Annotated in this window: 28 protein-coding genes; 12 read left to right on the top strand and 16 right to left on the bottom strand. The window is 63.0% G+C overall.

Features of this window, described 5'->3' with window-relative positions; all coding sequences use genetic code 11:
• Positions 1-2: 2 nt before the first annotated feature.
• Positions 3-1,058 carry a dipeptidase gene (locus QM996_RS12520; RefSeq protein ID WP_500267760.1) on the bottom strand — a complete coding sequence of 352 codons (1,056 nt, stop codon included), beginning with the start codon at positions 1,056-1,058 and terminating at the stop codon, positions 3-5.
• A 298-nt stretch (positions 1,059-1,356) separates the two neighbouring features.
• Here QM996_RS12520 and QM996_RS12525 point away from each other — a divergent pair, with 298 nt between their 5' ends.
• Complete coding sequence (locus QM996_RS12525) at positions 1,357-2,619, top strand: alpha/beta hydrolase (RefSeq protein ID WP_500267761.1); 1,263 nt, start codon at positions 1,357-1,359, stop codon at positions 2,617-2,619.
• Positions 2,620-2,846: 227 nt separating this feature from the next.
• Here the strand turns inward: QM996_RS12525 and QM996_RS12530 are convergent, their stop codons facing one another.
• The 6 genes from QM996_RS12530 to QM996_RS12555 form a co-directional block, all read right to left on the bottom strand.
• The gene (locus tag QM996_RS12530) at positions 2,847-3,890 is read right to left on the bottom strand and encodes a Gfo/Idh/MocA family protein (RefSeq protein ID WP_500267762.1); all 1,044 of its coding nucleotides are present in this window, start codon (positions 3,888-3,890) and stop codon (positions 2,847-2,849) included.
• A gap of 5 nt (positions 3,891-3,895) precedes the next feature.
• The gene (locus QM996_RS12535) at positions 3,896-4,687 is read right to left on the bottom strand and encodes a ThuA domain-containing protein (protein ID WP_500267763.1); all 792 of its coding nucleotides are present in this window, start codon (positions 4,685-4,687) and stop codon (positions 3,896-3,898) included.
• A 96-nt stretch (positions 4,688-4,783) separates the two neighbouring features.
• Complete coding sequence (locus QM996_RS12540) at positions 4,784-5,812, bottom strand: ABC transporter ATP-binding protein (RefSeq protein WP_500267764.1); 1,029 nt, start codon at positions 5,810-5,812, stop codon at positions 4,784-4,786.
• Positions 5,813-5,935: 123 nt separating this feature from the next.
• A complete protein-coding gene (locus tag QM996_RS12545; RefSeq protein ID WP_500267765.1) occupies positions 5,936-6,766 on the bottom strand; it encodes a carbohydrate ABC transporter permease in 831 nt (276 codons plus the stop codon).
• Positions 6,766-7,752 (bottom strand): carbohydrate ABC transporter permease, encoded by a 987-nt coding sequence (locus QM996_RS12550; RefSeq protein WP_500267766.1) that lies wholly within the window; start codon positions 7,750-7,752, stop codon positions 6,766-6,768. Before QM996_RS12550 ends, QM996_RS12545 begins: the two co-directional genes overlap by 1 nt.
• A 189-nt stretch (positions 7,753-7,941) precedes the next feature.
• Positions 7,942-9,204 (bottom strand): ABC transporter substrate-binding protein, encoded by a 1,263-nt coding sequence (locus tag QM996_RS12555; RefSeq protein ID WP_500267767.1) that lies wholly within the window; start codon positions 9,202-9,204, stop codon positions 7,942-7,944.
• 361 nt (positions 9,205-9,565) lie between these two features.
• Between QM996_RS12555 and QM996_RS12560 the strand changes: the two genes are divergently transcribed.
• The 3 genes from QM996_RS12560 to QM996_RS12570 all read left to right on the top strand — a co-directional run bounded on the left by QM996_RS12560 (position 9,566) and on the right by QM996_RS12570 (position 11,556).
• Positions 9,566-10,588: a substrate-binding domain-containing protein gene (locus QM996_RS12560; protein ID WP_173517547.1), complete on the top strand. Its 1,023-nt coding sequence runs from the start codon at positions 9,566-9,568 to the stop codon at positions 10,586-10,588.
• Positions 10,589-10,791: 203 nt separating this feature from the next.
• A complete protein-coding gene (locus QM996_RS12565; protein WP_500267768.1) occupies positions 10,792-11,184 on the top strand; it encodes a globin family protein in 393 nt (130 codons plus the stop codon).
• A gap of 6 nt (positions 11,185-11,190) precedes the next feature.
• Complete coding sequence (locus QM996_RS12570; RefSeq protein WP_429816488.1) at positions 11,191-11,556, top strand: DUF423 domain-containing protein; 366 nt, start codon at positions 11,191-11,193, stop codon at positions 11,554-11,556.
• Between the two features lie 88 nt (positions 11,557-11,644).
• Here QM996_RS12570 and hmuQ read toward each other — a convergent pair whose 3' ends face one another.
• From hmuQ to QM996_RS12595, 5 genes are all read right to left on the bottom strand, one after another.
• Positions 11,645-11,959, bottom strand: a complete 315-nt coding sequence (gene hmuQ, locus QM996_RS12575) for a heme-degrading protein HmuQ (protein WP_483504003.1) — start codon at positions 11,957-11,959, stop codon at positions 11,645-11,647.
• Positions 11,960-12,176: 217 nt separating this feature from the next.
• Positions 12,177-12,446 (bottom strand): hypothetical protein, encoded by a 270-nt coding sequence (locus QM996_RS12580; RefSeq protein ID WP_500267769.1) that lies wholly within the window; start codon positions 12,444-12,446, stop codon positions 12,177-12,179.
• Positions 12,447-12,474: 28 nt separating this feature from the next.
• The gene (locus QM996_RS12585; RefSeq protein ID WP_500267770.1) at positions 12,475-12,882 is read right to left on the bottom strand and encodes a DUF2325 domain-containing protein; all 408 of its coding nucleotides are present in this window, start codon (positions 12,880-12,882) and stop codon (positions 12,475-12,477) included.
• A gap of 210 nt (positions 12,883-13,092) precedes the next feature.
• A complete protein-coding gene (locus tag QM996_RS12590) occupies positions 13,093-14,007 on the bottom strand; it encodes an energy transducer TonB family protein (RefSeq protein ID WP_500267771.1) in 915 nt (304 codons plus the stop codon).
• Positions 14,008-14,084: 77 nt separating this feature from the next.
• Positions 14,085-14,522, bottom strand: a complete 438-nt coding sequence (locus QM996_RS12595) for a hypothetical protein (RefSeq protein ID WP_500267772.1) — start codon at positions 14,520-14,522, stop codon at positions 14,085-14,087.
• Between the two features lie 118 nt (positions 14,523-14,640).
• Here QM996_RS12595 and hemP point away from each other — a divergent pair, with 118 nt between their 5' ends.
• The 7 genes from hemP to QM996_RS12630 all read left to right on the top strand — a co-directional run bounded on the left by hemP (position 14,641) and on the right by QM996_RS12630 (position 19,992).
• Entirely contained in the window at positions 14,641-14,910 is a 270-nt protein-coding gene (gene hemP / locus QM996_RS12600) for a hemin uptake protein HemP (protein ID WP_500267773.1), read from the top strand.
• A 10-nt stretch (positions 14,911-14,920) separates the two neighbouring features.
• A complete protein-coding gene (locus tag QM996_RS12605) occupies positions 14,921-15,982 on the top strand; it encodes a hemin-degrading factor (protein WP_500267774.1) in 1,062 nt (353 codons plus the stop codon).
• A gap of 22 nt (positions 15,983-16,004) precedes the next feature.
• Positions 16,005-16,955 (top strand): heme/hemin ABC transporter substrate-binding protein, encoded by a 951-nt coding sequence (locus QM996_RS12610; protein WP_500267775.1) that lies wholly within the window; start codon positions 16,005-16,007, stop codon positions 16,953-16,955.
• Positions 16,942-18,060, top strand: a complete 1,119-nt coding sequence (locus tag QM996_RS12615) for a FecCD family ABC transporter permease (protein WP_500267776.1) — start codon at positions 16,942-16,944, stop codon at positions 18,058-18,060. The genes QM996_RS12610 and QM996_RS12615 overlap by 14 nt, the downstream gene beginning before the upstream one ends.
• 8 nt (positions 18,061-18,068) lie before the next feature.
• Entirely contained in the window at positions 18,069-18,860 is a 792-nt protein-coding gene (locus tag QM996_RS12620; RefSeq protein WP_500267777.1) for a heme ABC transporter ATP-binding protein, read from the top strand.
• A gap of 204 nt (positions 18,861-19,064) precedes the next feature.
• Positions 19,065-19,433, top strand: coding sequence for an ElaB/YgaM/YqjD family protein (locus QM996_RS12625; RefSeq protein ID WP_500267778.1), 369 nt, complete (start codon positions 19,065-19,067; stop codon positions 19,431-19,433).
• 127 nt (positions 19,434-19,560) lie between these two features.
• Positions 19,561-19,992: a hypothetical protein gene (locus tag QM996_RS12630; protein ID WP_500267779.1), complete on the top strand. Its 432-nt coding sequence runs from the start codon at positions 19,561-19,563 to the stop codon at positions 19,990-19,992.
• A gap of 18 nt (positions 19,993-20,010) precedes the next feature.
• Here the strand turns inward: QM996_RS12630 and QM996_RS12635 are convergent, their stop codons facing one another.
• From QM996_RS12635 to QM996_RS12645, 3 genes are all read right to left on the bottom strand, one after another.
• Positions 20,011-21,513 carry a sensor histidine kinase gene (locus tag QM996_RS12635; RefSeq protein WP_500267780.1) on the bottom strand — a complete coding sequence of 501 codons (1,503 nt, stop codon included), beginning with the start codon at positions 21,511-21,513 and terminating at the stop codon, positions 20,011-20,013.
• Between the two features lie 209 nt (positions 21,514-21,722).
• Complete coding sequence (locus QM996_RS12640) at positions 21,723-22,277, bottom strand: RNA polymerase sigma factor (RefSeq protein WP_113535624.1); 555 nt, start codon at positions 22,275-22,277, stop codon at positions 21,723-21,725.
• An 8-nt stretch (positions 22,278-22,285) separates the two neighbouring features.
• Positions 22,286-22,480: a NepR family anti-sigma factor gene (locus QM996_RS12645; protein ID WP_429816525.1), complete on the bottom strand. Its 195-nt coding sequence runs from the start codon at positions 22,478-22,480 to the stop codon at positions 22,286-22,288.
• Positions 22,481-22,616: 136 nt separating this feature from the next.
• Between QM996_RS12645 and QM996_RS12650 the strand changes: the two genes are divergently transcribed.
• The gene (locus QM996_RS12650) at positions 22,617-23,411 is read left to right on the top strand and encodes a response regulator (RefSeq protein WP_500267781.1); all 795 of its coding nucleotides are present in this window, start codon (positions 22,617-22,619) and stop codon (positions 23,409-23,411) included.
• Positions 23,412-23,778: 367 nt separating this feature from the next.
• Here QM996_RS12650 and QM996_RS12655 read toward each other — a convergent pair whose 3' ends face one another.
• Entirely contained in the window at positions 23,779-25,362 is a 1,584-nt protein-coding gene (locus QM996_RS12655; RefSeq protein ID WP_500267782.1) for an FGGY-family carbohydrate kinase, read from the bottom strand.
• Positions 25,363-25,561 lie beyond the last annotated feature (199 nt).

Here is a 25,561-nt window from a genome sequence, read left to right on the forward strand (position 1 = left end):
GTTCAGGCGGCCTCGTGCCAAGCCTGTCCCAGAACTCTCCACCAGTTCTCCCGGCATATCTTTGCCAGTTCGGCGTCACCATATCCGGCACCCCTCAACGCGGCAACGAGCGCCTGGTTACCGGCTGCGTCGGCTATCCCCTCGGGGATCGTCGCGCCATCGAAATCCGATCCGAGCGCCACGCATTCGATGCCCATGCGCTCGACCATGTAGTCGACATGGCGAACCATGTCGGAAAGCGGTGTCGCCGCACTCTCCTGGCCATCGGCACGCAGCATCGTCGTCGCATAGTTGAGCCCGACGAGGCCCTTGCTTTCCCTGACGGCGTCGAGCTGCCTGTCCGTGAGGTTGCGCGCAACCGGCGTCAGCGCATGCGCGTTCGAATGGCTGGCGACCAGCGGCTGATCCGTGGTTTTCGCGACATCCCAGAACCCCTGCTCGGTGATGTGCGCGAGATCGATGAGGATGCCGAGGCGATTGCAGGCGCGCACCAGTTCAAAACCCGCCTCGGTCAAGCCCGGCGCCGTGTCCGGCGACTTCGGGTAGGAGAACGGCACGCCATGGCCGAAGACGTTGTGGCGGCTCCAGACCGGCCCGAGCGAGCGCAGTCCGGCAGCATGGAAGGTTTCAAGTGCCGATAGATCGGCGCCGATCGCTTCGCAGCCTTCCATATGCAGGACGGAAGCGAAGACGCCGGCCTCGACCGCACGGCGGATCTCGCCGGTCGAGCGACAGAGTTTCCACGCCCCTGCCCGGTCGAGCCGAACGGCGATGTCCGCGAGCTCCATGGCGACGGCCAGCGACGGCAAGTGTTCGAGGGGCGCCGAAAGCGGCGTTTCATAGTGGCCGTTTTCATCCGGCGGCTGCAGGATCAGATCGCCTGAGGGCACGTAGATCGCAGAGAGACCGCCGATGAGGCCGCCGGCCTTGGCGCGCGGCGCATCGATATGGCCCTCGCCGATACCGTCGACGAATTCACGGACCGGGTCGGAACCCTTCCGGGCGTTCTGCCACAGGCGCAGAAGCACGTCGTTATGGCCATCGAAAACCGCCTGCATTCCTGAATTCCTTCATCATTTCAGGGAGATCGAACAGGCCGCTTACGGCCGTGTCCGGGAGAAAGTCGTGGCGATGCTATTGAAAGGCCAAAGCCTTTTCAATGAATATCAGGGGGTTTTACCCAGGCCTGCCTGTAGCGAAATGTTGCATGATTGCCGCAATCTCGCCGTCAAACACAGCGGCAACAGGTGCGCAAAGCCGATCAAGGGATGAAAATCTGCCGTTTCTAATGCAAGGAAATAGCTTGGTCCCGATGGCCGGGATGTCGCACCGCATGATGCGGTACTGGGGGTTGGGTTGCTGCGTCCGTTTTCACTGGCAGGTTCGGAAGGGCATTGGAGCCGCGTCGCCGCCACGCTCCTCCTCGCCGTAACCCTCGCTGCCTGTGCCGGCCGTCCGGTGGGCGTGCTCGTTCCTTCGGGCACGACGGGTGGCGCCTCCGAAGTCGACCTGATGGTCGCGACAACACGCGCCCCCACGGCGGAACCGGGCGTGCTTTTCAGCGGCGAACGGTCGGACCAGCTTTCCCTGACGGAAATCGTCGTTTCCATCCCGCCGGAAAAGAACCGCGAAGTCGGCCAGGTGCAATGGCCGAAGAAGCTCCCGGCCAATCCGGAGCGCGACTTCTCCACGGTCAGCGTCACGCCGCTGCATCAGGGCAACGACGTCCAAAGCTGGCTGAAGGGTAATCTGCCGAAGAGCCGCCGCGTGCTGATCTTCGTGCACGGGTTCAACAACCGCTACGAGGATGCCGTCTACCGGTTTGCCCAGATCGTGCATGATTCCGGCACGGACGTCGCCCCGGTCATCTTCACCTGGCCCTCGCGCGCCAGCATCTTCGACTACAATTACGACAAGGAAAGCACTAACTATTCGCGGGATGCGCTGGAGGAACTGCTTCGGCGCGCCTCGAGCAACCCCCAGGTCAGCGAAATCACTGTCATGGCCCACTCCATGGGCTCGTGGCTGACGGTCGAGGCCCTGCGCCAGATGGCGATTCGCGACAAATGCATCGCACCCAAGATCACCGACGTCATCCTGGCGTCGCCGGATCTCGACGTCGACGTCTTCGGCCAGCAGATCCGCGCCATGGGCGACAAGCGGCCGAAGTTCACGCTGTTCGTGTCGCGCGACGACCGGGCGCTGACCTTGTCCAGGCGCATTTCCGGCAATGTCGACCGCCTTGGACAGATCGATCCGACCGCCGAGCCTTACCGTACGCAACTGGAAAGAGCCGGCATCAGCGTCATCGACCTGACGGCGCTGAAGGGCGGCGACAAGCTGAACCATGGCAAGTTCGCCGAAAGTCCGGAAGTCGTGCGCCTGCTTGGCAACCGCCTGATCGCGGGCCAGACCGTAACCGATTCCGATGTCGGGCTCGGCGAGCGCCTGGGCGCCGTCACGCTCGGCGCCACGCAGACCGTCGGCAACGCGGCGAGCCTCGCGGTCTCGACGCCGATCATGATTTTCGACCCCAACACCCGCAAGAACTACAACGAGCAAGTACGACGTCTTGGCCAGTCGGTGGAAAACACCGTCGGCGCAACGGTAACACCCTGACGCGCGGACCCTGTTGCATAAATCCTCAATCGATCGAGGGCGAAATTATGCAGCAGTTCAGGGTGTTACAACGGCCCTAGCGTGCCTTAGAAGACGCGGGGTCCAGTACCGCATTCGGCGATCCGTGCTGTGAAACACGGATCGCCGAATGGGCTTTCGGGAGCTGAAATCAGCCCCTGAACAAGGCGGAGGGTGGCAACGGTTACGCCGCCCTCACGACCCGTGCATCAAACGGCGAGTTCGCGCCGTCCGGCTTCCGTCTCCATCGCCAGGTCGAGCACCTTCTGCAGGTTCGCCGCGTGACGGAAGCCCGGATCTTCGGTCTTGCCCTCGCGAACCGCAGCCACGAACCGTTGGTAGTTGGTCGGAACCGTACCTGCATCGACGTCGCGCCAGGTGGCGGTTTCGACATCGGCGCCGAGGCAGGCGCGCAGCGTCGAGCCATCGGGCGTGTGCACCACTTCAAGCGCGCCCTTATCGCCGTGCAGCCGGAGCCGCAGCTCGTTCAGATGTCCCGTCGCCCAGCGGCTGGCATGAATGACGCCCATGGCGCCGTTGCCGAATTCCGCCGTCATGACGAAGCTGTCATTGGCGTCGAGGTCATATTCACCGATGCGGTTGCCGGGCGCCTTGTCGAAGGTCTTGAGGCGAGCGAAGATCCGAGCGGCATCCGTCCCGGCGCCGTAGCCGGCAAAGTCGAGGATATGGATGCCGACATCGCCGAGCACGCCGTTCGAGCCGTGCTTGGTCGAGAGCCGCCACAGCCACTGCGATTCCGTCGCCCAGTCACCCCAGGCCTTGGAGACGAGCCAACTTTGCAGATAGGAGGCCTCGAGATGGCGCAACTGCCCGACCTCGCCGGCGAGCACCATCGCCCGCGCCTTCTGCAGCGGCGCGACATTGCGATAGGTGAGGTTGACCATCGTCACCAGGCCGGAACGCTCGGCCGCCTCCGCCATCTCCGCTGCCTTGGCGTAGTTCTCGGCGAGCGGTTTCTCGCAGAGCACGTGCTTGCCGGCCGCCAGCAATGCCAGCGTCGTCGGGTGATGCGCCTTGTCCGGCGTCACGTTCGTCGCCGCATCGAACTTGCCCCAGGCAATCGCCTCGTCGAGCGAAGTAAAGGCCTCGGCGATCCCGTGCTTCTCGGCAAAGGCACGGGCGCGCGACGGATCGACATCGACGGCGCCGACCATCTCGACGCCTTCGATCTTGGCAAAGGCCTGGGCATGGCTGTTCGCCATGCCGCCGGTTCCAACAACAAGAAGACGCATTGTTCTCACCTGTATCCTGCTTCGCCGGCCTGGTGCAGCTTCGGCCCACGTTCGACGATCGGTTCCAACGCCTTTTCGACCGGCACGTTCGGCGCATCATGGATCGCGGTGTAGCGATTGTCGGCGTTGTAGGCCCACTTCACCGAATTGCGCAGCACCTTCTGCACATTGGCGTCATGATAGGTCGGGTAGGTCTCATGGCCCGGGCGGAAATAGAAGATGTTGCCGGCGCCGCGACGCCAGGTGAGACCCGAACGGAACACTTCACCGCCGGCAAACCACGAGATGAACACGGTTTCGAGCGGCTCGGGAACCGAGAACTGCTCGCCATACATCTCCTCGTTCTCGAGCACGAAATTCTCTTCGAGCCCTTCGGCGATCGGGTGGCGTGGGTTGATCGCCCAGACACGCTCGCGCTCGCCGGCCTCGCGCCATTTCAGCGCGCAGGGTGTTCCCATCAGGCGCTTGAAGATCTTGGAGAAATGGCCGGAATGCAGCACGATCAGGCCCATGCCCTCCCAGACGCGCTTGGCGACCCGCTCGACCACTTCGTCGCTGACGGCGCCGTGGTCCTTGTGGCCCCACCACAGGAGCACGTCGGTATTGGCCAGGCGCTCGACGCTGAGTCCGTGTTCCGGTTCCTGCAGCGTCGCGGTCGTCGCTTCGATCGCGCTTTCCGTGTTCAGCGCCGCTGCGATCGTGTTGTGCATCCCGTTCGGATAGATGCTGCGGACCACCTCGTTGGTCTGCTCGTGGATGTTTTCGCCCCAAACGACTGTTCTGATAGGCACGTTCATTCTCCTTGCGTTTCGCCCGTTGCGGGCCTGTCGTCGTACGCCGCCGGGAGTTGGCGGCCCCGAAGCTCAAGACTGCCTCGTTGTTCATCAGGTTTGTCAGGCCGCCCCTTTCATGGGCATGCGACCCAAGGCCTGCCCCTCCGCATCGAAGCGGTGGATGTTGTCGCCGACCGGCGAGATCTGCACTGTCTCGCCCGGCCGGTGAAGCGAGGTACCGCCTTCCCGGACGATGACCGGTTCTGCAGCGCCGATGTCGAGATAGATATAGCTGTCGGATCCCAGCATTTCGGAATGCACCACCGTGCCCGACCACTTGCCATCCCCTGCCCTGATCTCCAGATGTTCGGCCCGGATGCCGATCGTGTGCGCATCGTAGGGAGCGGCAAAAGCGCCGGTGAGAAAATTCATCTTGGGCGAACCGATGAAGCCGGCGACGAACACCGAGTTCGGGCTCTCGTAAAGCTCGAGCGGCGTGCCGATCTGTTCGACCCGACCATCCCGTAGCACGCAAATGCGATCGGCCAGTGTCATCGCCTCGACCTGGTCGTGGGTGACATAGATCATCGTCGTCTTGTGCATGCTGCGATGCAGCTTGGCGATCTCGATGCGGGTCGCCACCCGGAGCGCCGCATCGAGATTGGAGAGTGGTTCGTCGAACAGGAAGACCTTGGGGTCGCGCACGATCGCCCGGCCGATCGCGACGCGCTGACGCTGGCCGCCGGAGAGCTGACGGGGAAGCCGCTTGAGATAGGGCGTGAGTTGCAGCATCTCGGCGGCCGCCTCCACGCGTTTCTTGCATTGCTCCTTGTCCTTGCCCGCAAGCTGCATGCCGAAGGACATGTTCTCGAACACGGTCATGTGCGGATAGAGCGCATAGGACTGGAACACCATGGCGATGCCGCGCTTCGACGGCGTCAACTGGTTGACCACCTGCCCGTCGAAGGAAAGCGTACCCGAAGAGATATCCTCAAGCCCGGCGATCAGGCGCAGCAGCGTGGACTTGCCGCAGCCGGACGGCCCGACGAAGACCATGAACTCACCGGCCCGGATGTCCATGCTGACGCCCTTGATGACCTCGAAGGCGCCGAAGGACTTGCGGATGTTGCGCAATTGAAGTTCTGCCATGTTTTCCTCCTTGGATCACGATTGTTTTGGGTCGGGCCGAGCCAAAACAATAAACGTGATCGATTCTAAAAGGTTAGAGCGGGATGCGGGCGGAAAACCGCGCACACTTTTCCTCACCCCGCTCTATCCTTTGACGCCACCGGCCGTGAGACCGGAAATGATCCGCCGCTGAAAGATCAGGACGAGGATCACCAGCGGCACGGTGACGATGATCGATGCGGCCATGATGTTGCCCCACGGGATTTCGTATTGGCTGCTCCCCGAGAGCAGCGCGATCGCGACCGGGACGGTGCGCTGGCTGTCGGACGACGTGAAGGTCAGCGCGAACAGGAACTCGTTCCAGGCGGCGATGAAGGCGAGCAGCCCCGTCGTCACCAGCGCCGGCCACATCAGCGGCATGAACACGCGCGTGATGATCACCCAGGGTGTGGCGCCGTCGACGATCGCCGCCTCCTCGATTTCCACCGGCAGATCGCGCATGAAGGTGGTGAGCACCCACACCGTGAAGGGCAGCGTGAAGATCATGTAGGAGAAGATCAGCGCTAAGGGCGTGTTGAAGATCCCGACACTCCGGATGAGTTCGAACAGGCCGGCAAGCACGGCGATCTGCGGAAACATCGACACCGACAGGATCGTCAGCAGCAAGAGTCCCCGTCCGCGGAACCGCACCCGCGCCAATGCGTAGGCAGCGGTGACGGCCAGCAGCAGCGATACTGCGACGACGATCGTTGCGACCAGCAGCGAATTGGCGAGATTGCGCAGGAAGCCGCTGCTCGACACGACCCCGGCGTAGTTTTCGAAGGAAATCTCGGTCGGCCAGTAATCGACCTGGAAGAGCGCCGTTCCGGATTTGAAGCTCGTCAGCACGGCGTAATAGAACGGAAAGACGGCCATGATGATGATGGCGGCGACGAGGGCGTAGAACGCCGTGCGCTTGGCGAGGATGGCGACCATCAGCGTTCTCCTCCTTCGAGATTGACGCGGCCAAACCACATGTAGGCGACGGTGATCGCTGCAATGATCAGGAACAGCATTGTCGAGGCGGTTGCGCCGTAGGCAAACTTGTCGAAGTCGAACAGGTTCTCGCGGGCCAGCACCGACATGGTCTTCGTCTGGGCGTTGTTGGGCGTCAGTACATAGATGAGATCGAAGATGCGCAGCGCATCGAGCATGCGGAAGATCACCGCGACCATCAGCGCCGGCCGGATCAGGGGCAGCGTCAGCCGCCAGAACACCTTCAGCGAATGAACGCCGTCGATCTTGGCCGCCTCGTAGATATCGGAGGGCACCATCTGTAGGCCGGCAAGGATCAAGAGCGCCATGAAGGGCGTCGTCTTCCAGACGTCGACGATCAGCACCGCAACCATCGCCGTCTCCGGATTGGCGGTCCAGGCGATCTTCTGGCTGATCAGCCCAAGGCCGAGCAAGAGGTCGTTCAAGATACCGAACTGGTCGTTGAGCATCCAGGCCCACATCTTGGCGGAAACGATGGTCGGAATGGCCCAGGGGATGAGGATCGCGGCGCGCACCAGCCCGCGGCCCGGGAAATTGGCGTTCAGCACCAGGGCGACGACGAGGCCCAGCACCGTCTCGATGGTGACGGAGATCGCCGAGAACTTCAGCGTGTTCCAGACGGCGTTCCACCAGGCGGGATCGGCGAGCAGGCCGTTATAGACCGTGCGCCCGCTCTTTAGCGTGATCCAGCTCAGATAGTTCTTGAGGCCGACGAACTCGGCGCCTTCGAGGTTGGTCAGCGACGCGTTGGTGAAGCTGAAATAGATGGTGCGCAACAGCGGCCAGCCGGCGACGAGCGCGAGCACCAGCAAGGTCGGCGCGAGAAAGATCCAGGCGGAACGAACGCGGCTGGCGTTGAGATCCGAACGGATCCCTGCCTGCTCATCGAGTGCGGAAGGGGGATCTGCGAGTGAAAGATCGGTCATGTCTATACTCACCCTTGCCGTTCGGCGCGCTGCCGGACGGTTGGCCCGAGAGAAACGACGCTGCTCTCGGCAAATCACGGCGCGAAACGGTATCGCGTCCGGAATTGCCTGGTTCAAAGAGCGCGTCGTCGGCGGTGGCTCGGTGGAGCGAGGGAAGGCCCGAAGGCACTCCCCTCGCCCCCGGGAGGATCACCAGCTATCGCCTTTCATGTCCGTGAGTTCGACTTCGAGCAGTTCGAGGTTTTCCGCGGCCGTGCCGTTGCCAGACAGCGTGTTGTGGACGGCATTCCAGAACTTGGCCGAAACCTCGTTGTACTTGACCTTGGTAACAGCCGACGGCCGCGGTACGGCGCTTTGGAAGATCGGCTTCCAGGCCGGCATGAACGGCTGCGCCTTGGCGACCTCCGCATCGTCGTAGAGAGCGGCAACCGTCGGAAGCTGGGAGAGCTGGATGGCCCGCTGCTTCTGCACCTCGGGGGACGCGAGGAACTTGACGAGCGCGATCGCCGCTTCCTGGTCGTCGGAATATTTGGAGACGGCAAGGTTCCAGCCACCGAGCGTCGAGGACGGCTGGTCGCCATCGGTCGCCGTTGGCAGCGGCACGACATCGAACTTGCCCTTCACCGCGCTGTCGTCGCCATTGCCGAGCGCGTAGGCATAGGGCCAGTTGCGCATGAAGACGGCATTGCCCGTCTGCCAGACACCACGCGACTCTTCCTCCTGGTAGGCGAGCACGCCCTGCGGAGAAATCGCGCCGATCCATTCCTTGACGCGGTCGATCGCAGCGGCCGCCTTCTCGTTGTTGATCGAGATCGTGCCATCGGGCTCGACGATCTGCCCACCGCCTGACGACTTGATCCATTCAAGCGCGTTGCAGGTCAGCCCTTCATAGGCGTTGCCCTGGAAGACGTAGCCCCAAAGATCGCCCTGGCCGGCGGCGCGCTCCTTCTCCTGGATTTCCTTGGCGGTCGCCGCCAGCTCGTCCCAGGTCTTCGGCGGCGTCTTGCCATACTTTTCCAGGAGGTCCTTGCGGTAATACAGCGCCGGCGCATCGGTGAAGGCCGGCAGGGCCACGAGACGGCCGTTGACGGTCTGCGAGGCAATGATCGACGGGAAGTGCTGTCCGACGACGTCCTTGGTTGCCTCCGTCAGATCGACGAACTGGTCGGCCAACTGCGGCGCCCAGACGACATCGGTCTGGTAGACGTCGACATCCTTGTTTCCAGCGGCAAGCCACAGCCGGTACTGGCTGAACTGCTCGCTGCTCGACGGCGGCATGGTGACCAGGCTCACCTTGTGTCCCGTCTGCTTCTCGAAGATGTCGAGCTGCTCGCGGATGAAATTGACGTTCTTGCCGGTCGTGTTGGCGGCGAGCGAAAGCTCGGCGGCGCTGGCCGTCCCGGCTGCAACGATCGCGGCGCAAAAACTCAGGGCATTGAGCATGGTTCTCATGATGGTCGACTCCTCCTGTTCCCCTCCACCGCTCGAAGCTCCTCAGCAAAATCGAAAGCGGTTTGGATTGGAAAAAGTTGGCAGAAGACGGAAAAACTGTCAATCCATGCATTGGAAAAAGTCGGATTTCGTGAGTCATCAAATATAACTGTTTATTTTCAATAGATTACAAAAAGAGAGTGAATTCCGCGTGCGAGTCGCGGAAACCCATAAAATAGAGGGGGAGACGCGGTAATTTAAAACGGTTTGGCAAAACTCCCTTCGGATGCAAGGCAGGGGACGGCCCCGACAAACTGATTGTTACCGGCGGGGAAGGTGTATATTTCTGGGACCGGGGTTAGGCTGAGGAAACGCATACCGAATGAAACTGAGGGAGTTCGCACAGCAACTGGGCCTTTCGCCAACCACCGTCAGCCGGGCGCTGAGCGGTTACCCAGAGGTCAGCGAAAAGACACGCAAGCGCGTGGCCGAAGAGGCATCGCGCCTTGGCTATCGTCCGAACATCAATGCCGTGAGGCTCGCCACCGGTCGTGCCGGCGCCATCGGCGTCGTCATGGGACGATCAGGTGAGTTTCACTTCTCCGAGTTCATGGGCGGGCTGGCCGAGCGGCTCGGCACCGAGGATATCGACATCCTCGTCAGCCCGATCGACGACAAGGATCCCAAGGGCGAAATCCAGCTTTACAGCCGGCTCGCCGTCAGCGGCCGCGTCGATGCGGTGATCGTGCATTCGCCCGAACCGAACGATGAACGCATTGCGCTCCTCCACAAGCTCGGTATGCCCTTCCTCGTCCACGGTCGATCCGATATCGACGTGCCGCATGCCTGGCTCGACATCGACAACGAAGGCGCGATCCGCCGGGCGACCTCGCATCTGATCGATCTCGGCCATCGCCGCATCGCCATGATCAACGGACGGAAAGGACGCACCTTCTCACTTCACCGCGACAAGGGCTATCGCGACGCGCTGCAGGCGCGCGGCATTCCGTTCGATCCGCGTCTCGTCGCCCACGGCAACTTTACCGATGAACTGGGCTTCCGCTTCGCACGCTCCTTCCTGGAGCAGACGCCGCGCCCGACCGCCTTCGTCGCCGGCTCGATGATGACCGCCCTCGGCATCTACAGAGCGGCCCGGTCCATGGGGCTGGAGATCGGCCGCGAGGTTTCGGTGATCGCCCATGACGACGTCTTCCCCTACCTGACCGCGGAAAACATGGTGCCGTCGCTCTCGGCGACACGGTCTTCGATGCGCGCTGCCGGTGCACGCTCGGCCGACCTCGTGCTGCAGCTTCTCTCCGGCAGGCCAACCGAGGAGGTCCATGAACTCTGGCCGGTCGAACTGATCCTGCGGGAATCGACGGCGCCGCCGCCTGAGGATGCGTGAGGACCGGCTTTTGACAACCTCAATCAAAGGCGGACTTGGAAAAGAGGTTGAGGATCACCACCTCGGCCATGATGAGACCCGGGCGCGGACCGCCGTAAGGGACACGGCCCGGCCGCGATGAAACGCCGCAAAGCCGTTGCCAGGAAAACCGTTGTCGGACCGGATGCCGCGCGCTAGGACCGCAGGGGATGAAGGACGCGAGCATGGCGGAAACGGAAACCACCACCCTCTACGAAGCGATCGGCGGCGACCCGACGGTTCGCGCGCTGACGCGCCGCTTCTATGAGTTGATGGACACGCTGCCGGAAGCCGCACGATGCCGCGCCGTGCATCCGCCCGACCTTTCGGGCAGCGAGGAGAAATTCTACGAGTACCTGACCGGCTGGCTTGGCGGACCGCCAATCTATGTCGAGAAGCGCGGACACCCGATGCTGCGCCGTCGCCATTTCATCGCCGAAATCGGCCCGGCGGAACGGGACGAATGGCTGCTCTGCTTCACCCGCGCGCTTGAGGAAACGATCGCCCATCCGCAGCTCAGGCAGATCATTATCGAGCCGATCACCCGCCTCGCCCTTCATATGCAGAACAAGGAATGACGTGACATGTCGCAGAGCGGATTTCGCGCAACGACGCTTTTTGTTGCCGGACTGATGGGGCTGACCGGCGTTGTCAGCGCGGCCGCGGCCTCGCATGGCGACGATCCGAGACTGCTCGCCGGCATTTCCGCGATGTGCCTGGCGCACGCGCCTGCACTGGTCGCGCTTTACGCAGCCTGGCCAAGCTTTCGCACCGCCCCTGCTGCGGCCTTGCTGATTGCCGTGGGAACGGCGCTGTTCTCGGCGGATCTCGCCATGCGCCATGCCTCCGGCCACGGCCTGTTCCCGATGTCGGCGCCGCTCGGCGGCACGACGATCATGGCGGGCTGGCTCGCCGTTTCGCTCGGCGCCTTCCTGCCGCGAAAGGCCTAGCCCAGAAGCAATTCGCCTCCCGGACGGGTCCATCCAGGAGGCGAACGAAAGGCAATATCAGGGATTGGGCCCAGGCCCACGGCGAGGATCAGGCACCTTCGACGGCGGTGAAACCTTCGAATTTCGGCGGACCGAGATACATCGCTTTGTTGTCACCGGCACTCCGGTGTGCGGCCCGGAAGTTCTCCGATTTCGTCCAGGCCGAGAACGAATCCCTGTCCTTCCAGACCGAGTTCGAGACGAAGAGCGTATAGCCCTCTTCCGGCACGCTGTCGCCACGGAGCAGATGAAAGGAAACGAAGCCCGGCATTTCCGAAAGACTGGAATCGCGGCCCTTCCACACGGCTTCGAAAGCCTCTTCCTGGCCGATGGCGATACGAAAACGGTTCATGGCAACGTACATCTTGGTCTCCGTAGGTCTTCGCCGAACTGCGAAACGATCCGGCTCCGTTGAAACGGCGCAATCCCAGACGGAAAACCGCTTCGCACTTTTCCTGGAATTGTTTCCTTAGCCTACGCAATCCCGGACGGAAAACCGCTTCGCACTTTTCCTGGAACTGTTTCCTTAGCCTACGCAATCCCGGACGGAAAACCGCTTCGCACTTTTCCTGGAATTGCTTTTATGCGCTTTCCTTCTTGCGGGCGGCGTCGTTGGCGGCGCGCGGAAAGGCGAGGATAGTTCCTTCCTTGGGCTCCGCAAGGCCGAGCGGATCGCGAACCGGAGGTCGCGCCTGCCAGGTTGGGAACTCCGCGATGTTGGTGGTTTCTTCCAGCATGCGCGCGCGGCGCGTCAGGATCTCGTAGAGCTCCGGCACCAGGCCATCGCCATTCTGTACCGCCAGCTTGTGCAGACCGATCATCATGGCGAGGTCAGGACGTTCTTCGTTCATTGCAAACTCTCGTCTTGTCTTGGGAGGATTACCGCTCGTCGCGGCTGGTGGTCAGGTCCTGAAGCGCGCGCTCCAGGCTCGATTTCGAGCCGTTGCGCAGCGGCACGAAGGCCTTGCCCCACTTCTTGCAGCCGGTCTTCACGCGAAGACATGCGTCGTGGCTGATGCAGTCGATCGGGCAGAAGACGCAGTCGACGGACGGTAGCACCCGGTCGATCCGCGAGACGGCCTCGCGCAGGCCGCCGTCGTGGTGCAGCAGCTCGGCGCCAAAGGAGCTGGCGATTTCGCGCAAATGCGCCACCTGACAATCGCGGCCGCCGACATAGAGGAAACTGCGTCCTTCAAGCGTTGCCTTGCCGGCCTCCTGGCGTGCCTCGGTCGCTTCCGAACGCCCCTTGCCATTCTTCGCCGCATTCTGGTGACGCTTGCCGCGCATGCAATCCTCTCCGCCTGATCGTGCGACAAGGGCCTTCACGGGCAGCCGGTCGCATCGGGACATCATCTCGACACACGCCCTTCGGCTGCGTGACGAACGCAACCTATTAAACTTGATAATCCGAGTAAAGTATAAACATGAGTTTTATAATCATATTTTCGAGAAAAAATCAGCTCTTCGCCCGCAGGCAGGAAATGGCGCATCCGCCTGTCAGTTTACGGACATCGGGACGGTAAAGCTCCAACTGCTCTTGCCGGAACCGGCCGGGATGGCGGCGAAAGGTGCTGCGCTGCGGACGGAATCCAGGGCCGCCTTGTCGAGACGGTCCGATCCGGAGCTGCGCACGAGATTGACCCCCGCCAGGCCTCCATTCGCGGCGACGACGAACGTAACCGTCGCGGTATCGCCTTCGCCACTGCGGATCCCGCGGGTCTTCCTGAGGAAAGCGCGCTGGACCTTTGAGCGGACCTTGCCCTTGTAGTTTTCCTCTCCCGCGTTGCCGATCACCGATGCCGCGCGTCCCTGACCGGTGGCGACCGTGGAAGCACCATTGATATCGCCGTCCGCCTGGCCTTTGACCTGGGTCTGCTTCTGCTCGCCCTTGTCGCCAGCCTTCTTGCGGGCGACCTTCTTTTTCTTGACCGGTTCCTTCTTCGGTTCAGGTTTTTCCACCTGCTCCTTCTTCGGCTCCACGATCTCGGGTTTTTCTTCCGGCACGGCAGGTTCAACCGGCGCGACGCTTGCGGTGACCACAGCTTCGGCAACCTCAAGGGTCGGCATCTCTTCGGCCGGCAGGATGACATCGGCCTCGGTCGCCGTCAGATCGTGCGGTTCTTCCGCGGCGATTTCCGGTGTGGTCGAAGTCTGCTCCTCGACCGGCGTAAGCTCCTCCGGCTTTACCTCGTCGCGAACATCTTCAATCGGCTCGACGATCTCGGAGGGATCACCCGCCTGCAGCGTTTCAGAGAACGCGTCGCCGAGCACGGCAACTTCTGTCGCCGTACCGCCGATCATGAGCGTCGATTCGTCCTCCGGCGGCGCAGATGCAAACAGGGTAGCAAGAACAACGCCATGCGTTGCAAGCGAGATGATGGCGGCCCCAGTCCAGATGACGATGCGCTTCATTGCTGCCTTACCTTCGCCGCACCGGGCGGCGCAAACCCACGCTCCCTAAGGAGCGGTCTCAATCAGCCCCTGTTCGCTCAGCCCTTGAGTTCCACGGCCGATTTCGAGCCGGTCTTGAGCCCGCTCATGCAGGCGCCCGGCTGCATGCCATCGCCGACACAAGTCGGCGCATCGTTGATCAGCAGGCTCTTCACCGCATCGCAATTGGTGCCGGGGAGGTCGAATTGGCGAACCTTGGTCTTGCCGGCGGGCAGATCGCGGAAGTCGAGCACCGCCATGCGCTCGACGAGCCCCTTCTGGTCGAAGATCACGAACTCGAAAGACACCTTGCTCAGCGACTGCGCAAAGGCGTTACCGGCGACGAAAGTGAGCTTGCAGCCCTTTTGCGACGGCGCGACATCGTTCAACTCGATCGTCAGCCCACCGGCGGGCACAGCCTCCTGGGCGTTGACACTGGTCGCAGCGATGAGGGGCGCAAGAGCAACGGAAACAATCGGAAGGCTGGAAAACTTCATGACGACATCACTCCAAAGGGTTGCGGCGAGCCACCGAACGAGGCCCGCACACCCTTGTCCACAAGCCCGCAATAACTAACTTGAGTGTTTAAGTCCGGTATTGCGTCCATAAATAAATATGAGTAATGAAGTCAAGATAGTAAACGAATTGCACGGCAGGAAATGCTGGAAAAACAGCGCGGCCTGCCCTCTCGAAACGGCCAGCCCAGTGACCAACGACAATGACCTTGCACGCCCATCCGAGCCGCCGATCCAGGCCGGGCGCGCGCAACGGATAATCGAAAGTCGCGAACTTTTCGGCAGCGAAAACGAGATCCTCATTTCCCACGACGGCGCGATCTACCGCATGAAGATCACCCGCCAAGGCAAACTGATCCTGAACAAATAGGCAGATGAAAATGACCGAGAGCCTCCGCCCCACTCCTTCCGAAATCCGCGCCTACCGCGCCGAGAACCCGAAGTTGCGCGAGCGTGATATCGCAGCCCAACTCGGTGTTTCCGAAGCGGCTCTCGTCGCTGCCGAATGTGGGCTGACCGCCGTGCGCATCGATGCCGATGCCAACCGTTTCCTGTCGCGCGTGGAGGAACTCGGCGAAGTCATGGCGCTGACCCGCAACGAAAGCGCGGTTCATGAAAAGATCGGCGTCTACGAGAAGATCACCACCGGCGAGATGGCAAGCATCGTGATGGGCGAACAGATCGACCTCAGAGTTTTCCCGGGCGCCTGGGCGCACGCCTTCGCCGTAACGAAGACCGACGACCAGGGCGAAGCCCGCAAGAGCCTGCAGTTCTTCGACAAGTGGGGCAATGCCGTGCACAAGGTGCATCTGCGCCCGGAATCGAATGTCGCTGCCTATGACAAGATCGTCGCGGATTTCCGCCTTGACGACCAGACGCAGGAATTCGCTGCCGACGCCAGCGTGCCCGCCACCGACGACAGGCCGGAGACCGTCGTCGATGTTGCCGAACTGCGCGACCGCTGGATGAAAATGACGGACACGCATCAGTTCCACGGCATGTTGCGCAAGCTGAAGATCGGCCGCCGCCAGGCGCTCAGCAACATCGGTGAGGATTTCGCCTGGCAACTCGACCCGTCCAGCATCGAAGCGATGATGCGTCAGAGCGCCGAGATCGAACTGCCGATCATGTGCTTCGTTGGCAACCGCGGCATGATCCAGATCCATTCCGGCCCGATCGCCAAGATCGCGCCGATGGGCCCGTGGCTCAACGTCATGGATCCGACCTTCCACCTGCATCTGCGCACCGACCACATCGCCGAACTCTGGGCCGTGCGCAAGCCGACGGCCGACGGTCATGTCACCTCGATCGAGGCGCTCGACGCCAAGGGCGAGATGATCATCCAGTTCTTCGGCAAGCGGAAAGAGGGTCTCGCCGAACGTCCAGAATGGCGTTCGATCGCCGAAGGCCTGCCGCGTCTCGACACGACTGTCGCCGCCTGAGGAGAGGATAAGGAACACTTCGATGATCAACGGTCTCGACTTCCGTCGCCTCCGCCGCCGGGAACTGGCGCTTGCCACCTTTGCCCTTTCGGCGCCCTTCCTGCTGCCGGCGATGGCACCCGGCGCGCCCTCCTTCATCCAGCCGGCGATGGCCGAGGAGATACAGAAGGCCGACGTCTCGCGCGTCGTTTCGGTCGGCGGAGCGATCACCGAGATCATCTATGCGCTCGGCGAGGAAGGCCGCCTCGTCGGCCGCGATTCCACCAGCACCTATCCGGAAGCGGCAAAGGCGCTGCCGGATGTCGGTTACATGCGCCAGCTTGCACCGGAAGGCATCATCGCCGCCAACCCGAGCGCCATCATCGCCATCGAAGGCAGCGGCCCGCCAGAGGCGCTGGCGGTGCTGAAGGAGGCGAACATCGCCTTCACCAGCGTGCCCGAGACCTTCGACAAGGCTGGCATCCCCGCGAAGATCCGCGCCGTCGGCACCTTCCTCGGTGTCGAGGAAAGGGCTGAAACCCTGGCAAAGAGCGTCGAAGCTGATCTCGATGCGGCAGTCTCCGAGAGTGCCGCCCGTCCGGAAGCCGAACGCAAGCGCGTGCTCTTCATCCTGAGCACGCAGGGCGGAAAGGTCATGGCCTCGGGACAAGGCACAGCGGCCAACGGCATCATCGAGCTTGCGGGCGCCGTCAACGCGGTCGGAACTTTCCCTGGCTACAAGGGGCTGACCGACGAGGCAATCATCGAGGCCAAGCCCGACGTCGTCCTGATGATGGACCGCGGCGGTGAACACTCCGCCAAGGCGGACGAACTTTTCGCCCTGCCGGCGCTGAGCCTCACGCCCGCCGCCAAGAACAAGGCGCTGATCCGCATGGACGGCCTGCACCTGCTCGGCTTCGGCCCACGCACAGCAAGCGCCGTGCGCGAACTGAATGCCGCCATCTACGGGAAGAAGGCCAATGCCTCGCAGTGAGGCGGTGGACCGCGGCATGCGCCTGACCGCTTTCGCCGCCGATATCCGCAACGAATGGCGCGCGGGCAATCGCTCGCGGCTGGCGCGTCTGGTGATTGTCGTCCTGATCGCGTTTGCCGTCGCGACCTTCGTCGGCTCTATCATGACCGGTGCTGCCGATGCGTCGCTCGCCAACGTCTGGCGCTGGCTGATCGGCGGGGCCGATCAGGGCTTAAGCATCCGCGACCGCATCATCATCCTCGATATCCGCCTGCCCCGCGCCGTGCTCGGCATGCTCGTCGGCGCTTCGCTCGCCGTTTCCGGCGTCGTCATGCAGGGTCTTTTCCGCAACCCCCTGGCCGATCCCGGCCTCGTCGGCGTCTCCTCGGGCGCGAGCCTCGGCGCCGTGCTGCTGATCGTGCTCGGAACCTCCGCCTTCGGGCCGCTTTTCGCGCTGTTCGGCTTCTATGCACTGCCGGTCGCAGCCTTCGTCGGCGGCCTCGTCACGACGCTGCTGCTCTACCGTATCGCCACCCGCGGCGGCCAGACGTCGATCGCCACCCTGCTGCTCGCCGGCATCGCGCTCGGCGCGCTGACCGGCGCGATCACCGGCGTTCTCGTCTTCAAGGCCGACGACAAGCAACTGCGCGACCTCACCTTCTGGGGGCTCGGCTCGCTCGCAGGCGCCAACTGGACGAGGATCCTGGCCGCAGCGCCGATCATCCTCGCCTCGCTCGCGGTGACCCCTTTCCTGGCGCGTGGACTGAATGCCATCACGCTCGGCGAAGCGGCCGCCTTCCACATGGGCATTCCCGTGCAGCGGCTGAAGAACATCGCGATCGTCAGCGTCGCAGCGGCGACCGGCGCATCCGTTGCCGTCAGCGGCGGCATCGGCTTCGTCGGCATCGTGGTTCCGCACCTGCTGCGCCTCGTCATCGGCCCCGATCATCGCTACCTGCTACCCGCCTCGGCTCTGCTCGGCGGCACGCTGTTGATCCTCGCCGACATGATCGCCCGCACCATCGTATCTCCGGCGGAACTGCCGATCGGCATCGTCACCGCCTTCATCGGCGCGCCGTTCTTCCTCTGGATCCTGCTGCGCGGCCGTTCGAACATGGGACTCTGAAGGAAACCATGATCAACGTCTCCAATCTCTCCGTTCGTCTCGGCGGGCGACCTGTCATCCACGGGATATCGCTCGAGGCTTTGCCGGGCGCATTGACCGCCATCGTCGGACCGAACGGCTCCGGCAAGACCACGACGCTGAAGGCGATCTCCGGTGAGCTTTCGCCGTCGAGCGGAACGATCCGCATCAATGGCCGCGACCTCAGCGGGCTGAAGCCGTGGGAACTCGCGCTGATGCGCGGCGTGCTGCCCCAGTCGACGGTCATCTCCTTCCCCTTCACCGTGCGCGAGGTGGTGAGGTTGGGCCTTGCCGCCGGTGCCAATGCGGGTCCCGCCGCGCACGACCGGGTCACGGCCGAGGCGTTGGAGGCGGTGGATCTCGCGGGCTTTGCCGGGCGTTTCTACCAGGAACTGTCGGGCGGCGAGCAGCAGCGCGTGCAGCTTGCCCGCGTCCTCTGCCAGATCACCGATCCGGTGATCGATGGCGAGCCGCGCTACCTGCTTCTCGACGAACCCGTGTCGAGCCTCGATATCCGCCACCAGCTCGGGATCATGCAACTCGCCCGCAAGTTCTGTGAACGCGGCGGCGGGGTCGTCGCCGTGATGCATGACCTCAATCTCACGGCCATGTTCGCGGACCATATGGTGATGATGAAGGCCGGCAAGGTCCGCGCCAGCGGTGCCCCCCGCGAGGTTCTGACCGACGAGACGATGGAAGCCGTTTTCGGCTGCCGCATGCGGGTGGGCGTCGCACCGGCACCGCACGTGCCTTTCGTCCTGCCGCAGACCGCATCGCTCTGACCGACCCTTGGGGCGTCGGGGCGAAACAGCTCCTTGTCGCCGCAATTCGCTTGACTGGCCAAGGTCAAGTTTTCACGAAACAATTTCTGCACTTGTGCGTTGTTCTCCCGAAGCGCCGGCAAGGGCCTCTAGTTGTGCCCGCCGGTTCCGTCAGACAGCGCCAACCCCTTGCGGCCGGCGCATGCGTGAAAGGGAGTATCCGTCATGGCGCCAGGCCTCTTCTCCGGTTCGGGCTCGCGATCGACCAAAAGCAACGGCAAGCTCGCCGATCTCTCCATCGAGGAACAACTGGGCGAGTTGCGGAGCGATGTGGCAACGCTCGTCGCCTTGCTCGCCGATCGCGGATCGGCCGCCTCAAAGCAGGCGCGCGGCAAGGTGCAGGATGCCCGCGAACAGGCCGAAGCCGGCATCAGCGATTTGCTGGCAAGCGGCGAGGACCTGCTGGCCGAGCTTCGCGACCGCTATGCCGGCACGGAAAAGCAGGTCCGCCACGCGGTTCGCGAGCATCCCGTCGCCACGCTCGGCGCGGCTGCCCTGATCGGGCTCGCCGTGGCAGCGCTGCTTCGTCGCTGACTTGCAATCGGTCGAACTGGACCTGCGGGCAATGGCTCGCAGGTCCGGCCGAGATGAGGAAAGGCATGTAGCTTTTCCACCGGCATCTCGCCCAACCTATGAGAGTCGAGCACGACGGGAGTAACGCATGGGATCATTGACGGCCGCCCTCGCCAGTCTCTTGGCCGCCGACATCGGCGCCACCGCCTCTCGTGTGAAGCGCAATGCAGCCCTATGGAGCGTCATAGGGCTGTTGCTCGTCACCGCCTATGTCTTCGCCCTCGCAGCCACCTTTCTGTTTCTGAGTGTTCGCTACTCCCCGGTCGCGGCGGCAGCGGCAATCGCCGGGGCGCTCGTCGTCACCGCCCTGGTGTTTATTGCCATCCTCATCGCCCTGCAAAACCGAGACCGCCGGCTTCAGGAAGAACGCCGCCGCCGCACACAGATGCAAACCAATCTGACGCTGCTCGCAGTAGCCGGCATCCTGCGCAAACAGCCGCTTCTTGCTGTTGCCATGGCCCTCGCGGTCGGCGCTCTCTTGGGGACCGGCAAGCGGCGCGGACGCAAACACGACCATTGATGGGTGGGTGCGGTCCCATCAGAGCGGCAACCGGATGAGCGCGGTGACACCGGCGGGGAGATACTCGACCTTCACCGAACTACCCAGCACCTTGTCGAGGCTGCGCTCGATGAGGATGGAGCCGAAGCCGCGCCGCTTCGGCTCGCGCACAGGCGGCCCTCCAACCTCGCTCCAGGTAAGATGAAGGACGGTGTCGCCGTCTTCGACGACGTTTCGTGCCGTCAACACGACCTTGCCTTTCGGCACCGAAAGCGATCCGTATTTCACGGCGTTGGTTGCAAGCTCGTGCAGCACCAGCCCGAGGCCGACGGCCTGGTCGGGACCGAGCGACACTTCGTCCTTATGCAGTTCGATCTGGTCCGCATAGGCGCTCACATGCGGCAGCAGTTGCTTGGCGATCAAGTCGGCAAGCCGGATCGTGCCCCACTCGTGATCGGAGAGCAGACCATGCGCCTCGGAGATCGCCTGCAGGCGACCGGCAAACGCGGTCATGAACTCGGCGGGGTCGCTCGTCTGGCGAAGCGTCTGGCGCGCGAGCGATTGCAGCATGGCGAGCGTGTTCTTGACCCGATGATTGAGCTCCTTCAGCAGGAGCCGGGTGCGCTGCGCCGAAGCTTGCTGGTCGGTGACATCGATCGTCACGCCGATGAACGTCAGCGGATTGCCCTTGCTGTCCCGGTCGTGCACACGGCCGCGGCCAAGCAGCCAGCGCCCCGTGTCGCCGATACGGAACATGCCGTCATATTCGTCGTCGGCCTTCATCGCCTGGCGGAGCTTGGCGAAAGTCGCGCCGCGATCGTCGACGTGGATCGCGCCGAAGATGTCCCGGGCGCCAACCGAACTGTCGGCCGAAAGTCCGAACATGCGTTTCAAGGCGCTGTTGCCGGCGATCGCGCCCGAGCGGATATCCCAAAGCCAACTGCCGATGTTGGCCGCTTCGAGCGCCATCGCATGCCGCTGCTCCTCGCGCGACAAGGCCGCCTCCTTCAGCGCGCGTCGACGGGCCTCGTCCTTAACCTTGAAGAGCGAAGCTGCGAGCGCCGCAAGTCGGCTCAATTGGTGGATGAGCGATTGCGACACGTCAGCGCGCGGCTTGTCGTCGAACACGCATACCGTGCCCACCGCCTGCCCCTCGAGCATGATCGGCGCGCCGGCATAGAAGCGCAGGAATGGCGGCCCCTTGACCTGTCGATGGCGCGCGAACCGCGGATCGGTCGAGGCGTCGAGGACGACGAGGCTTGCATCGGCCGCAGCGGCGACATGCGCACAAAATGCGTCTTCGGCCGGGGCACGGGTCTCATTGGTGCCGACGGCTGCCTTGAACCACTGCCATTGGTGGTCGATCAGCGTCACCAGTGCGACCTGAGCGTTGAAAAGCCCGGCAGCGATTTCGGCGATCCCGTCGAAGTCCCGGTCCGGAACGGCCATGTCAGGCACGGTCGCATGCAGGACGCCAAGACGCTCGGGCGCGTCGAGCAGCCTCGTCACAGGCGGATCCGTTTTCTCTGTCCTCACGTGCATACGGTCTCAATTCTCAATCTGAACGAGATGAGGAAGCCGCCGGGGTCAACCGCATCTCGCTCGATTTGGAGCGTCTCGACCCAATGTCGTCACGACTGCGCATTCGTCAGTCGATGTCAGCCGTCACCGCCTATCCCCTCGGGCCCCAGCCGTCAGTGAAAGCAGGACACCGCCACTTTTGCAACGGTATCAGGCCGGAAATTCCTCCCTCAGGAGACGAAGGCGCGCGACGTGATCGGAGCCGAGGTTTCGTCCGGCCCGTAGTCGTTTTCACCCTTCACCTGCAGGATGTCCTGCAGCCGCTGGCGCGCGCGGTTCACCCGGCTCTTGATCGTGCCGAGAGCGCAGCCGCAGATCGTCGCCGCCTCTTCGTAGGAGAAGCCGGAAGCGCCGACGAGGATGATCGCCTCGCGCTGGTCCGGTGGCAGCATATCGAGCGCGCGCCGGAAATCCTGCAGGTCGAGGGACCCGTATTGTTCGGGATGATGGGCCAGCGACTCGGTGAAGTGCCCGTCAGTGTCCTGCACCTCGCGCCCGCGCTTGCGCATCTGGCTGTAGAGTTCGTTGCGCAGGATCGTGAAGAGCCAGGCCTTCATATTGGTGCCCATCTCGAAATGGTCCTGCTTCGCCCAGGCCTTCATGATCGTGTCCTGGACGAGATCGTCGGCACGGTCGTGGCGACCGATCAACGACATGGCGAAGGCGCGCAGGCTCGGCAAGGCGGCAAGCATCTCTCGCTTGAAATCATTCTTTTCGGACGACATTCTGGCACTTACTCCCTGCCCTGCAGTGCCGACCGCTGCTCGGCCGCGTCGAGTTTTTCCAGAAGATCGAGAAAACGCGCGGGTATCGCCTCTTCCTGCACGGACTGATAAAGCGCTTTCAGCTTTGCTGCGATTTGCGCGTTTGGGTCTTCTGTCCATAAGGTCGTGCCGGTAGTCCGCCCTGCCCCTGTTTTATATTTCATTGTCAAACTGTCGCCTTCGAGTGTCCATAGCCGCCATAACGCGGCAGAAAATTGAAATGTTCCCTTGGGGAACCTTTTTTTACGTCCGGCGTTCTCGCAACGTCACCGTAGAAAGATATTCGAGGGAGTTCCCCCTATGACATTGTCCACGCGGATCGCACCGCTTCTGCCGTATCTGCGCCGTTACTCACGCGCGCTGACCGGCTCGCAGACATCCGGCGACGCCTATGTCGCTGCCGTTCTCGAAGCGCTGATCGCCGACACGTCGATTTTCCCGGAAGCAAGCAATGACCGCGTCGGCCTATTCCGACTCTTCACCTCACTTTTCGGCTCCTCGTCCGTCCTTGTGCCGGAGCCGATCTCGCCTTTTGCCTGGGAACAGCGCGCGTCGATCAATCTCGCAACCGTCTCGCCCCTTGCCCGCCAGGCCTTCCTGCTGGTCTCGGTCGAAGGTTTCCGTCCCGAGGAAGCCGCTGAAGTCCTCGACGTCTCCACCGAAAAGGTCGGCGGCCTGCTCGACCGCGCCTCGCAGGAAATCTCGCGTCAGGTCGCGACCGATATCATGATCATCGAGGACGAACCGCTGATCGCCATCGATATCGAGCAGATGGTCGAGAGCCTCGGCCATCGCGTCACCGGCATCGCCCGGACGCGCGACGAAGCGATCGCCCTCTACAAGAAGACCCGGCCAAGCATGGTGCTTGCCGATATCCAACTCGCCGACGGCAGTTCCGGCATCGACGCCGTCAACGACATCCTGAAGACAAGCGCCATTCCGGTGATCTTCATCACCGCCTTCCCGGAACGGCTCCTGACCGGCGAACGGCCGGAACCGACCTTCCTCGTCACCAAGCCCTTCAACCCGGACATGGTCAAGGCACTGATCAGCCAAGCGCTGTTCTTCAACGAATCGACCAAGGCGGCGGCCTGAGCAACGGGTCATTTCGCCGTTCCCGAAACGGCGAAATGACCACCCTTTGCTGGACGGCACCCTTCGAGACAGCACCTCAAACTTTCCCGCAATCGACCTTGGCGGCAGCACCTGCACTCACAAGCCTGCGCCGGCGGTACTTGGGCGGACACCCGTTCTTCGATTACAGCCCAAACACACGACAGCCAGTGCCGAGGGAAGGCACTGGCTGGTATGTGCAACTCACTCGGGGAGTGTGAGTTGTAGGCCGGCGGTCTGCCTCCGGCGCGGCATTGGGGGCTATGCGCGCCACCGTCCGGTCGCAAGCAAAATGCGCGACGCGGCAAAAGGTTCCATGCGCCTACGCTCGCCGTTTTCGCCTACCGACTCATAGCATCTTGTCGAGTTCGTCACGGTGACGGTAGAGCGCCAGGAACCGACGGTAATCGCGGTCATAGGTGGCGCGAACGCTTGCATTCGGCAGGCGCTCATGTCCGTCCGACGCCATTGCCGTGCCCGCGGCCGCGAGGTCCTGATGAATGCCGCCGGCAACCGCCGCCGCCATCGCCGTACCGAGCAGCACCGCGTCCGGCGCCTGTGGCGCCACCACGCGGCAGCCGGTCACGTCGCAATAGAGCTCCATCAGAAGTGCGTTGCGCACGTGGCCGCCGGTAACGTGCAGCGTGTCGAGCTGATAGCCGACCTCGCGCATCATCTCCAGGATGTGACGGATGCCGAGCGCGATCGCGACACAGCTGCGCCAATAAAGCCGGCAGAGCGCATCGAAGGAGGAATCGAGCGGCAAGCCGCTGATAACGCCGAGCCCGTGCGGGTCGGCAAGCGGCGAGCGGTTGCCATGGAAGTCGGGAAGCACATGCAGGCGATCGGCAAAAGCGGTCCCCTGCTCCGCCCGCAGTTCCTGCACGCGGGCGATGATCCGGCCATGCGTCTCGGCGGTCGGCTCGAGACCGCCGCCATGCAGCCGCACGATATGGTCGAGCAGCGCACCGGTCGCCGATTGCCCGCCTTCGATCAGCCAGGCGCCGGGAAGAACCGCTTCGTAATAGGGGCCCCACATGCCGAAGCCGGGCTTCATGTCCTTGGAGAAGGCAACGATGCAGCTCGACGTGCCGGCGATCAGCGCCAGTTGCCTTTCGAGCTTTTCCGGCGCACCGATGAACCCGCCAACGACGCCGAGCGCACCGGCATAGGCGTCGATCAGACCCGGCGCCACCTGGCAGCCTTCGTCCAGTCCGAGCTCGACCGCCGCCGCTGCATTCAAGTGGCCGGCCGAACTTCCGATCGGCAAGCTCTCCTCCGGCAGACCGCCGCGTTCAATGAGATCCTCGAGCCCGAGCTTTGAGAGATAGTCGGGCTGCCAGCCACGCTTCTCATGCGCCAGATAGTTCCATTTTGCCGTCAAAGTGCAGCGCGAGCGTGCAGCACTCCCCGTCGCCCGCCAGGAGAGATAATCTGCGAGATCGAAGAAGAAGCCGGCCTTGTTCCACTGTCCCGGCAGGTTGCGCTTCAGCCACATCAGCTTCGGCATTTCCATTTCCGGCGACATGACACGGCCGGAAAAATCGAGCACCGGGTGACCGGTGGCCGTGCAGAAGTCAGCCTCTGCCAGCGCCCGGTGGTCGAGCCAGACGATCGTGTCCCAGCGTGCCTCGCCCTTGCGGTTGACGGAAAGCGGCTTGCCGTCCCGGTCGCGCACCACCAACGAGCAAGTGGCGTCGAAACCGATCGCAGCAACGTCTTGCGCGGCGATGCCAGCCCTATCCTTGGCCGCCTTGACCGCGCCGCAGACGGCGCGCCAGATATCCTCGGAGTCATGCTCGGCGTGGTTTTCTTCCGGCCGGTTCATGGCGATCGGCAGGTCGGCACGCGCAAGCAGCGTACCATTTCGGTCAAAGATACCGGCGCGCGCACTGCCGGTGCCGACATCGACCGCAACGACGAATTCACGCATCAATGAATGTCCCGCCCCCTAGAGCAATTCCAGGAAAAGTGTGAAACGGTTTTCCGTCCGGAATTGCTTAATTTCAAAAGATTAGATCACGCTGATTTTCGGTTGGATCGACCCAAAATCAAAACCGTGATCGATTGTCATACGTTCGAGCGGGATACGGGCGGAAATCCGCACACATTCTCCTCACCCCGCTCTACTG

Origin of the sequence: Sinorhizobium chiapasense (genome assembly GCF_045277575.1) — a bacterium.
GTDB classification, from domain to species: domain Bacteria; phylum Pseudomonadota; class Alphaproteobacteria; order Rhizobiales; family Rhizobiaceae; genus Ensifer; species Ensifer chiapasense_A.